Genomic DNA, 12,150 nt, shown 5'->3' with positions numbered 1-12,150 from the left:
CTTTGTCTCATCGAAGTTTTTAAGTAGATAAACTTGAAAAGTATTAATTTATTAATCTTTAATCTAATGAAAAGGAAACTTAGTTTTTTATTTCTTTCAGCATTGACCATTCCATTTTTTATGGGTTCGTGCAGTGATGATAAAGAAGAACAGGAAGTGAAACCGGCAACAGATCTGGTTGTCGATAATAATTCGGTGACACTACTACAAGGAGACGAAATTACGGTGAGTATCACCTCCGGTAATGGCGATTATTATGTGAAGCCATTTGATGAAAACGTGGCGACGGCTACAATCAATGGTAATAAGGTGACTATTAAAGCTACCGAAAATAGCCAGTTGGAAGAAAATAACCGTACGGAAACCACTATATTAATAGTAGATGGACGTAAGAAAGTGGCTAGAGTGCTGGTTCGGGTAGCAAAACTCTGGGATTTGACGGTAGATGCACCGGAAGAAGGTTTTGACCTTTTTATCGGTGAAAAGAGACTGGTGAAGATTTTGACCGGTAACGGAGATTATCAGATTTCCATACCGGAAGGTGCTGATAAGTTTTTGGAAGTGGGTGAACTATCCGGACAAGTTATTCCGTTGACTGCCAAGTTCGAGACTGGAGCCGATCCGGTAAATATTACGATAACAGATAAGAAAGGTAAGACAATCACTATTCCTGTGGTAGTGAACATCGTGGATCTGACACTGAAAAGTGATGAAGCCACTTTTGCCGAACCGGATGCCGAATCTCAATATATCTCTATTGAGAGAGGTAATGGCGGATATAGTTTCACTTATCAGGTGGGAGACGGCGAGCCTACTACGGATGCAACGATTGTGGAAGCTACTGAAAAAGAGAACCTGATTACCTTGAAACCCAAAGCTAGAGGTGATGTGAAAGTGATTGTGACAGACCAGAAAGGTTCTGTGGAGGAGATTTCGGTGAAAGTGAATCCATATAACCTTAAACTGGAAAATGAAGCAACTTCTTTAATCATCGGTGGTTATGAGGCATCTACAGAAATAGCTATTACCAGAGGAAATGGTGATTATAAGTTGGCACAACTCACAGATGATAATAAAACCTATTTGAAAACCGCAGAATTGATTACGGAAGACGGGGCTACCAAGTTAAAACTAACAGGAAAGAAGCTCGGGACTACCACACTGGAACTGTCTGATGCGGCAGGTCAGAAATTGACGTTACCAGTTTATGTGAATCCGGTATGTTATCGTATGGAATATGACGTATGCTTTAAAATTGATATTAAAAAGTATGCCGAATCACATTCAGAGGTGAAAAGTATGAATCAGCTTACTTTTGAGGTTGTGTTCTACCCGACTTATACTCGTTCTATGCAATCGTTTATAGGTTTGGAAAGTGTATTCCTGCTTCGTGCAGAAGCTAAGGATGTGAATCCGCGTTTTGAAATAGCCACTAAAATTAATGGTAAGAGTGATCCCCGTTTCCGTAGTCAGCAAACTATTTATTGCGATGATTCGGAAGGTGGACGTAAGACTCCGGGTAAATGGTATCATATAGCCATTGTATATGATGGAACGAAATCAAGTACTAAAGAGGCTTATAAAATGTATATAAACGGGGTGAGAGAAACGTTGACTCCTGCAGATAACTCTTATGAGGATTGTGCCCCTAATTCATCTCTCAATCTGACAGATGTAGGTGGAAATGATAAAGCACTGTTGATTGGACGTTCCGGAGATTCATATCGGGTAGGATATTGCAAAGTTTATCAGGCACGGATGTGGAAGAGAGCGTTGGACGAAAGTGAAATTAAAGCGAATATGTGCAAAATCCTTAATGCAGAAGAACACTCTGACTTGATGGGATATTGGGTATTCTCGAAAGGTGTCGGAGGTACTACAGTTTTTGAAAATTGGGGAAATGGCGGCAGCGGATTGGATGCGCAAGTTTGTTTGCAGAATATAAGCGAAAATAAACCTGCCTGGGGAGCGGAACTTCCTGCAACTTATAATGGAGATAAGAGCCGCTTTGAACCAATTGAATGTCCTCATTCATACTAAAACTAGGAATATAATAATATGAGAAACAATATGATAACAAAAAAACTAATCAAATTTGCCCTGCTGTTTTTTCTTATCGGACTGACGGCTTGTGACAATAAACTGAATCCGGGATTTGATCCGGATGATTATGAACCGATTGTTCCGCCTGAACCTGTTAGAACAATGGATGCAATGGCTAGTGGCGAGCGAGTAGTACTTTCGGGTGCTTCGTTGACGGATATTGTTCTGAAATGGACGCCTACCGAGAAACACGGAAATACAGTATATCGTTATGAAGTATTGATTGATACGATCGGGGGAGACTTTACCAAACCGGTAGAAACGATCTTTTCTGACAATAACGGTTTGGAATCACAGTTGACTTTAACCCATTATCAGGCAAACACAATAGGTAAACTGGCTAAATTCCGTTGCAATACCAACGGCACACTGCGTTGGAAGGTGCGTGCTTATTGCGGATTGGATCAGGCTCTTAGTAGTCTGGAAGGTTATTTCGTAATTTTTATGATGGACGGCATTGATGATATGCCTTCTGAAAACGAGCCGGTTTATATCACTGGCGTGGGTACGGAAGATGATGGTGATGAAGCGGAAGCACAACAAATGCTCCGTCAGAATGAAGGAATCTATCAGACTTTCACTCAATTGAAAGCCGACCAGCCATTTATATTTATGTCTACTGTAGAAGGTCGCAAATGCTATTATTATGTAGACGACAACGGAGTGTTGCGTGAGCGTAATGATGGTGAAGACTATACAGTTACGGTTCCTCAATCAGGCATCTACCGGATTACCATCAATATGGGTGAACAAACGATCAGTTACGATGAAATAGGAGCTGTATATCTTTATAACCATTCGGGTGGGTATAGACAGGATTTCAACTATCTGGGATATGGCAAATGGGGTGTGAAGAATTATACTGCCCGGAAACAAACGGAAAGTTGGGCAGGAAGCGGTGAAACCCGTCATAGCTTTAAGATGGAAATCAACGGAACAACCTACCGTTGGGGACATAAGGAGAAAGATAAAGGGCAACCGAATCTGACTACCGACAACAGCTATTATAATTTATATCAACTGGCATTGGGCACAGATCCATGGGATTACAGTTTCCGTTTCTGCGACGAATTACTGCAATGGGGCGAAAAGCAGGGAAATGTCTATTATGCTACGGTGAAAACCGATGTAACCCTCTATTTCAATGCAGAGTTTGGAACGTACACCCACCGTTGGGTAGCTTCGGAAACGAATGAAGATTAAAACTGAATAATAATATGAAGAACTATATAGTATCATTATCAAAAAGAGCTTTGTTGTTAAGCGGTGCACTGGCAATATTTACAGCTTGTGACGACGGCGATCTGGGAGACATCTACAAAGGTAATTCATCCGGTGAATATGTGTCGGATGTGAACTGGACAGATGCAGCCGACAAAAGTACGGGAACTTATATCAAATATTTCTATGAGAATGCCAGCGGACGGGATACCTTTTGCGGAAGCATTTACTGGGAAAAACCGAATACACCGGAAACCGGAGAACCGGCAAGCACGGGCGGTAGCGGCGGATGGTCGCAGGGACATGCATTGGACATCGTGATCGATGCTTATATCCGTCACGCAAACAATCCCGAATATCAAGCTCATTTGTATGAAAACATCATGAAACCTTTCCTGCCGGCTTTTGATGACTGGAATGAACATTGCGGTTATGGTGGCAAAGACTTCTGGAATAACTTCTATGATGATATGGAATGGATGGCACTGTCTTGTCTGCGGGTTTATGAATTGACTGGCGATCAGGATTACTACAGTGCGTTGATGAAGATGTGGAACCATATCAAGGGAGCGAAGAATGACTATAAAGGGGTAGGAGGAATGGCATGGAAAACGGATGCGCCGGCTTCACGTATGTCTTGTTCCAATGGTCCCGGTTGCCTTCTGGCTATGAAATTGTATCAACTTACCGTTAAGGAGGCTAAAGACGGCTGGGAAGAGCAGGCTGCTTATTACCTGAACTTCGCTAAAGAGGTATACAACTGGATGACGGCTTATCTGTGTGATATTTCCACCGGACAGGTATATGATAATCTTAGTATTAAAGATGACGGAACACCGGGAGATCCTGATAAAGTAGCCTTGTCTTATAATCAGGGAACATTTATGGCGGCTGCCCTGGAGCTGTACAACGCTACCGGTGAGGAGGAATATCTTCGTAATGCGGTTGCTTTCGGCTCTTATCAGGTAAATAAGAAAATGGACTCTAACTATCCGGTATTCAGTGGTGAAGGAAATTCGGGAGATAATCTTTTATTCCGTGGAATATTTGTCCGTTACTTCCTGGATATGGTGAAACAGCCGACTAACAGCCTTTATCCGGAAAAGACCAAGAATAAGTTTATCGCTGCATTGCGCAGCTGTTCTGATGTGCTTTGGACGTTGGCTCATCCCGAAGGCTATTATGTGTGGGAGTACGATTGGGCAAAAGCACCGACCTTCGGTAATCGTGACAACAGGGAAGATCGCCTGACAATTTCCTTGAATGCGGAAGTCCCGGGAGCAACAATGATTGAAATCCGTGCCCGTTATGAAGACTGGGTGCAAGGTAAAGCAACGGAAAAGGCCAACTGGGTCGGACCGGATTTCGGTAAGAAAGCAGAGGAATAAGATTGATTTATTACACATAGAAAATCGAAAAGAAAGATGATACATATAAAAAGAAATATTTGTCTGGTGGCTGTTTCTTGCACTCTTCTTGCAGGTATACCTTTGCAGGGTGTGGCGCAAACGGGAAGAACGGCAAAGGTGCAGACCACACAAAACCATAAAATAACAGTGTCGGGTACGGTATTGGACAAGACGACAAATGACCCGTTGATCGGTGTGTCTGTTGTCGTGAAAGGGGTGGCCAATGCAGGTACGATTACGGATATGGATGGTAAGTTTACGCTTAAACTGCCTTATGCGGAAGCTCCGTTGGTGTTTTCTTATCTGGGTTACCAGCCACAGGAGATTGTTCCCGGTGCAAAGAAAGAACTGACTGTCTTGTTGCAGGAAGATACGAAAGCATTGCAGGAAGTGGTTGTAGTTGGTTATACCAAACAACGTAAAGAAACCATGATCGGTTCTGTGGCTACCATCACAACGAAAGATCTGACGCAGAGTCCTACTGCCAATATCAACAATGCGCTTGCCGGACGTCTGCCGGGGTTGATTGTAAACCAGTATGCGGGTGGTGAACCGGGTGTGGATCAAAGTGAATTGTTTATCCGTGGTAAGGCAACTTACGGTAACCAGAGTGCCATTGTCATTGTCGATGGAATCGAACGTGACATGAGTTACCTCGCACCGGATGAAATAGAAACATTCACTATCCTGAAAGATGCTTCCGCCACTGCCGCTTATGGTATCCGTGGTGCAAATGGTGTAATCGTTATTACTACCAAACGTGGTAAGGCAGCGGAAAAGGCAACCGTGAACCTGAAAGCCTCTATCGGTATTAACCAGCCGATCGGTTTCCCCGAATATTTAGGTTCTGCCGATTATGCAACTTTATATAATGAAGCCAGATTGAACGATGCTAAGATGACGGGCGCAGACATCAGCAGTTTGAACCTTTTCTCTCAACAGGCGATTGACAATTTCCGCCGTGCGAAAGGAGACAACTCCGATGGTTTGGGATATGACTGGGATTATTATGATTTTGCTTTCAAACCCGGTTTGCAGGAAGATGTCAGCCTCTCCATCCGTGGCGGTACGGACAAGGTACGTTATTATGTATTGGCCAATTACTTTTCACAAGGCGGTAACTACAAATATTCGAATGCCGGTGAATATGACTCGCAAACCAAGTTCACCCGTTACAACTTCCGTTCGAACATCGATATCAACATTAATCGTTATTTGAGTACCCGTTTGGATTTGGGGGCCCGTATTACCGACCGTAATGCACCGGGTACAACAGCCGGTCGCCTGATGACCATCTGTGCTACCCAGCCTCCATATCTGCCCATCCTGGTGGAAGAAAATGCGCATCCGCAGAATGAGGAATACATTCAGCAAAATCCTCGTGGAATGCTTTATGGTGACAATATCTACCGTTACAATCTTCTGGGTGAATTGAGCCGTACCGGTTATCTGAATGAAAAGAACACGTATCTGAATGGTAGTTTTGCCATGAATCTGGATATGGAATTTCTGACGAAAGGATTAAAAGCGGAAGTGATGTTCTCTTATGATGCTTCTGAAGGACGCTGGATTAATCGCAAACTGGATACTTACAAAGACGGTTATCGTGAATATCCGAAATATGCGACGTTTATGCCGATCGAAGGTTCGGATGCTTATATGGCAGGCGGACACTATACGGGTGCTTACAAAACGGGTAACAAATATGATATTGACCAGACTATTGGCAACGGATTCAGTCATAACGCTTCTGACGGACGTACTTATATACAGGCACGTTTGGATTACAACCGTTTGTTTAGCAACCGCCACGAAGTGACCGCCATGTTATTGGCAAACCGTGGTAACCGTACTGTTAACAATGAACTGGCTTATCATAGCCAGGGTATCACCGGACGCTTTGCTTATTATTATAATCAGAAGTATCTGATGGAATTTAACTTCGGTTACAATGGTTCCGAAAACTTCGCTCCGGGCAAACGTTACGGGTTCTTCCCAGCTGGTTCAATCGGTTGGGTAGTCTCTGAAGAGGAATTTATGAAAAAGGCTTCCTGGATTGACTTCCTGAAAGTAAGAGCCTCCTATGGTTTGGTAGGTAGTGACAATGTCAGCAGCCGTTTCCCATATCTGGCTTTCTACGGTGGTGGCAGTGGTTATGATTTCGGTAATAACTTTGGTACGAATGTAGGCGGTACTTCCGAAGGTAATCTGGCTAATGCGAATCTGACTTGGGAGAAAGCCCGTAAACTGAATGTCGGTATTGACTTTACTACCCTGAACCAACGTTTGGCATTGACGATAGATGCATTTTATGAATATCGTTTTGACATTATTACAGATATGAATAGTGACGGTATCATGGGATATCCGGATATTGTAGGTAAAGATGCAGCTTTACAGAATCTGGGTGAAGTAAGCAACCGCGGTGTGGATATCGAATTGAGCTGGAATGATAAGATTGGAAAGGATTTCCGTTACTATATTCGTCCGAACCTGACTTTCTCCCGCAACCGTTTGGAATATAAAGCGGAAGTTGCCCGCAAGAACTCCTGGCGTAAAGAAACCGGTAAACGTTTATACGAAAACTTCGTTTATGTGTTCGATCATTTTGTAGCCGATCAGGAAGAGGCTGACCGTTTGAACAAGATCGGTTATCAGCCGTGGGGACAATTAATTCCGGGAGATGTTGTTTATAAGGATTTGGATCGTAACGGAGTGATTGATGATGAAGACCGTACAGCAATGGGAAATCCGCGTAGTCCGGAACTGATGTTCGGTATTCCTTTCGGTTTCCAGTATAAGAACTTTGATTTTAGTGTATTATTGCAAGGTGCGACAAAATCATCTATTCTGTTGAATGGGGCTGCTGTATTTGACTTCCCGCAATTTGAACAAGATAAGATCGGACGTGTGAAGAAAATGCATCTGGACCGTTGGACACCGGAAACGGCTGCTACTGCCAAATATCCGGCATTGCATTATGGAACACATGATAACAACAAGAATGGAAACAGTAGTTTGTTTTTGTATGATGCTTCCTACCTGCGTCTTAAGAATGTGGAAATTGGTTACAATGTATCGCCCAAATTATTACGTAAATTCCATGTGCAACAGGCACGTATTTATGTGCAAGGTCTGAATCTGTTGACTTTTGATAAACTGGGTGATGTGGATATAGATCCGGAAACGAAATCCGGAGACGGAGCTTCTTGGTATCCTATTCAAAAGGTATTCAATTTTGGTATTGATATAACATTCTAAATAAGATAGAAATATGAAAAAGTTATATAGATTTTCAGCAATTGCTTTATTGGTCCTGCCGTTGGTCTTTACTTCATGTAGCGATTACCTGGATCGGGACGATGATGATAATATTACGGAAGCGGACGTTTTTGCCCGTTACGAAAAAGTGAACGGACTGGTTTCCGACGTATACGCGGCTGCAAAGAAAGCAGACCGTCCGCTGGTGTTCTTCGAGCACTTCAGCAACAGTGCCATTACGGACGAATGTGAAGGAACCAACGTAGAGGGAAACATTACGAATAACTTCAATAACGGTGCTTGGAACCCGAATTCTTTGCCCGGTAGTGTAGGGCAATATTGGGAAGCTCTTTATGAAGGAATCCGTAAAGCGAACCTGATTATAGAAAATGTACAGAAGTATAACACGCCCGACAACCCACAGCAGGATGGTGATCTTCGCAACCGTATCGGTGAGATGTATTTCATGCGTGGTTATTTCCACATGCTGTTATTGCGTATGTATGGCGAAGCTCCTTATATTGACCGTGTGATTAATGCCGGAGATAATATGGACTTCAAGAAAGAATCTGTTCATTCGATGGTTGAAAAGATTGTGACGGATGCGCAAACTGCTTATGGCATGGTTCCTAATAAATATGTGAAAACTTCCGAGAATTTTGGGCGTGTGGATAAGGGAGCCTGTCTGGGATTGATTTCTTTTGTTCGCTGGGTAGCGGCTACTCCGTTGTGGAACGGTGCTTCTCAATATGGATACAACTTGCGTCGTGTGTTTGAAAATGAGTATGCTTATGATGCTACTCGTTGGAGAAAAGCCAAAGAAGCGGCTAAAGCCGTTCTGGATTTCGAAGTCGGCGGAACCAAGCGTTATTCTCTCTATACGAAACATGATGCAAATGATTTCAAGGATCCGGCTGACGGTAATCTGAATGACAGCCATGTATATGCTCGTTTGTGGGATATGTTTTATGATATGGATGCCTTTGCCAATGAGTATGTGTTCTTTATGACGAAGAGCAAGGATCAGGCATGGCAGGGTGATATTTATCCGCCCAGCCGTGAGGGAAGTTCGCGCCAGCAACCGGTGCAGGAACAAGTGGATGAATACGAATATATCGTAGGTGATTATGGCTATCCGGTATATTCGGCAGAAGCCCGCAAAGGTGGCTATGATGATACTAATCCGTATGTGAAAGGTACTCGTGACCCGCGTTTCTATCGTGATGTAATTTATCACGGAGCTCCTTACCGTAATAATAAGAACGAGTCGAAAACGATCAATACGGCGAGTGGTTCCGATAAGATTGGTGCTACCAATGCAACTACTACCGGTTATTATTTACGTAAATTCCAACAGGAGTCATGGAACAAATCCGGTAACTTCAGTATCAATGCGCCCGCCATCTGGCGTCTTCCGGAGTTTATTTATATTTATGCAGAGGCTTGTAATGAATTGGGCGAGGATATCGATGAAGCTTATAAATTGGTGAATACGGTTCGTGAACGTTCTTTTATGAAACCGATGCCGCCGGAAGTAAAGACTAATCAACAGTTGATGCGTGAATACATTCAGCGCGAACGTCGCGTGGAACTTTTTTATGAAGGAAAACGTCCGTGGACTTGCCGCTTGTATCTGGAACCCACCAGTAAGGAAGAGCTAGCAAAGGAAAGCCTTTGGAAATCGAGCGGGAGTGACAATTCAAAACGTACGCAGAAATACTGGGCTGCCAATAACGGTGCATTGCCCCGTTGCCAGCGAATGATTAACGGAATGCGTCCGGTGCAGGATGAGAATGGGGCCATTACGGTTGACGGTGTGAAATATAGAATGGAGCGTTTCTGCGTGGAAGAACGTACGTTCTCTATTCAGCATTATCTGTTCCCGATTCGCCAGAGTGAGTTGCAGAAGACACCGACCATTGAACAAAATCCCGGATGGTAAACCGGTAGGAATGTATAACTTTAAAAAGAAAATCAGATGAAACGAATCTATACATATATGTGTCTGTTGCTTTTGTCGGTATTATCGTTTGCCGTTACAGGTTGTGATGACGATGACGACGACGATGTGGCTAAAGACTTGATAGAGTTGATTGTGAACAAACCGGTAATACGTATCGGGCAGAATGAGGAAGCCAAAGTGAATGTAGTGGTTGGAAACGGAAACTATACCGTGAGAAGTTTCAACACTGCCATTGCAACGGCTACCGTTTCCGGCGAATTGATAACTGTAAAAAGTGGCTCACAGAATGGGGCCACTACCGTCGAAGTAATGGATGGAGAAGGAGTAGTTGCCAATATTTCTGTGAATGTAGGTGTATTTGAATTGGAAGTGAATGAACCGGAGGTGGTCTTGGAAGTTGCCGGTGAAAAGCAACTGATTGTCAGCATGGGAAACTTTTCCAGTAATGATGAATTGTCTTATGAGGTGGAGGATGAAACGGTTGTCAGCATGGTTAATACAGATCAATTCCGTCCTTTCTATACTTTGACAGGTTTGAAGAACGGACATACAACAGTGACTTTTACAGACCATAAAGGAAAACAGGCAGTGGTTCAGGTGACGGTAAATCCGATTTCTATCGATGTCTCCAATCTGACACCGAGAGTGGGAGTCAACAATAAGATCATGATTACGGTAGAAAAAGGAAACGGAGGTTATAGTCTGACAGCAGAGAATGAAGAGATTGTAGCTATTCAGCAGGTGGATGACACTCGTTTCAATTTAATAGGTAAGAAAGCGGGTATCACTACCGTGTTTGTCAGAGACGAAGCGGAACAGGAATTAAGTCTGACCGTAACGGTGGTACAGGCAGATAAAGTGGCAAACCTGGGTAGCGGTAATTACTTTAAAGTACCGTTTGAATATAATGGTACGGCAGATGAATCGCTAAAGAATTTGAGTACGCTCACATTTGAGGCTCGTTTCAACATTGAGTCGTTGAATGGCAATGACAATGGAAATGCCCGGATTAATACGGTGATGGGTATAGAGAAGAAATTCTTGCTGCGTGTCGATGTGCATAAGGGAGGAAGCAATGATGAGGAACGTTTCCTTCAGCTTGCTGCAGATGATAAAGGTAGTATTCGCTATGAGGGCTCTACTAAGATAGAAACCAATAAGTGGTATGATGTGGCTGTGGTATTGGATAATAGTAAGAGCGGAAGCGAACGGATTGCATTGTATGTAAATGGTGTCAGAGAAACGCTTCAATTATCAAACGGTACGCCGGATGATTTGAAAGAGATCAATCTTACTTCTGATTTCTACATCGGCCAGTCTGATGGTAAACGCCGGTTGAACGGAGCTATCAGTTATGCCCGTATTTGGACAAAAGCCTTGTCGGATCAACAGATCTCCGAGCAGAGCGGCAAGTTGTTGAGTGAGGATAAGGATGGAATGGTAGCTAATTGGTTATTCAATAATGGAAATGGTAATACCAAGACATTTGTGTCCTTGGCAGGAAAGAGCTTCGAAGCAGAGGCGGCAAATATTGTTTCAAGTTGGAAAACAGATCCGATATTGGAAACAAGTACTCCTACAGAATGATTGTAAGAAGATAGGATAATAAAAAAGCCATCCCCGGAATAGACGAAAGTAGGGATGGCTTTTTTTGTAGTGTGCTTACTATTCTTCGGCAGACTATGTCCTGCATGTTGTTGGCAAGGTTATTCCTTGACAGGCTCAGCCGGTTTGTCTTTTGATGTAGTGTCTGTGACAACTGTATCATTGACATTGGCGGCGAGTGCAACCAGTGATGCCTTTGCAGGCGCGTCTTCTTTAGTTACAGTATCTTTTACTACTGTATCATTGACAACTGTTGCATTGATTTCTGTCGGGGCTGTCACAGCTTCTGCAGAACTCTGAGCCTTTACAAGGAATGAACCACCACAAACAAACATAAACATTGCTACTACTAATACTAATTTTTTCATAATCGTTTGCTTTAATGATTATTAGACATATGTTTTCAATTCTCTACCTTTGTGTTAAGGAATCGGTTATTGCTTTTCGCTAACGTCTAATTAAAGATCAAAGCGCGTGCCAAAATTAGATAATGTATGATAAGTGATTGATAAATAAGGGAATGAGGAAGATGATGCCAATTAGGATAGTGGGGAAGTATGTGTGGAGTGTGTGGAAACTGTGGCGGGG

General features: G+C 43.1%; 7 protein-coding genes. 6 read left to right on the top strand and 1 reads right to left on the bottom strand.

Features of this window, described 5'->3' with window-relative positions:
* Positions 1–66 precede the first annotated feature (66 nt).
* The 6 genes from DW173_RS11465 to DW173_RS11440 are packed head-to-tail and all read left to right on the top strand — an operon-like array spanning position 67 to position 11,544.
* Positions 67–2,040, top strand: a complete 1,974-nt coding sequence (locus DW173_RS11465) for a LamG-like jellyroll fold domain-containing protein (RefSeq protein ID WP_004304946.1) — start codon at positions 67–69, stop codon at positions 2,038–2,040.
* 18 nt (positions 2,041–2,058) lie between these two features.
* Positions 2,059–3,306, top strand: a complete 1,248-nt coding sequence (locus DW173_RS11460) for a SusE domain-containing protein (RefSeq protein WP_004299915.1) — start codon at positions 2,059–2,061, stop codon at positions 3,304–3,306.
* A gap of 14 nt (positions 3,307–3,320) precedes the next feature.
* Positions 3,321–4,712, top strand: coding sequence for a glycoside hydrolase family 76 protein (locus DW173_RS11455; protein WP_120144472.1), 1,392 nt, complete (start codon positions 3,321–3,323; stop codon positions 4,710–4,712).
* Between the two features lie 36 nt (positions 4,713–4,748).
* Positions 4,749–7,994, top strand: coding sequence for a SusC/RagA family TonB-linked outer membrane protein (locus DW173_RS11450; protein WP_004310444.1), 3,246 nt, complete (start codon positions 4,749–4,751; stop codon positions 7,992–7,994).
* A 13-nt stretch (positions 7,995–8,007) separates the two neighbouring features.
* Positions 8,008–9,936: a RagB/SusD family nutrient uptake outer membrane protein gene (locus tag DW173_RS11445; RefSeq protein WP_120144471.1), complete on the top strand. Its 1,929-nt coding sequence runs from the start codon at positions 8,008–8,010 to the stop codon at positions 9,934–9,936.
* Between the two features lie 36 nt (positions 9,937–9,972).
* Positions 9,973–11,544, top strand: a complete 1,572-nt coding sequence (locus DW173_RS11440; RefSeq protein ID WP_120144470.1) for a LamG domain-containing protein — start codon at positions 9,973–9,975, stop codon at positions 11,542–11,544.
* 119 nt (positions 11,545–11,663) lie between these two features.
* Here the strand turns inward: DW173_RS11440 and DW173_RS11435 are convergent, their stop codons facing one another.
* A complete protein-coding gene (locus DW173_RS11435; RefSeq protein ID WP_004299920.1) occupies positions 11,664–11,930 on the bottom strand; it encodes a hypothetical protein in 267 nt (88 codons plus the stop codon).
* Positions 11,931–12,150: the final 220 nt, after the last annotated feature.

It is taken from the genome of Bacteroides sp. AM16-13 (assembly GCF_003602705.1).
Taxonomy (GTDB): Bacteria; Bacteroidota; Bacteroidia; order Bacteroidales; family Bacteroidaceae; genus Bacteroides; species Bacteroides xylanisolvens.
The sequence above is the reverse complement of the archived record's forward strand: the minus strand, read 5'-3'. Positions and strand labels throughout refer to the sequence as shown.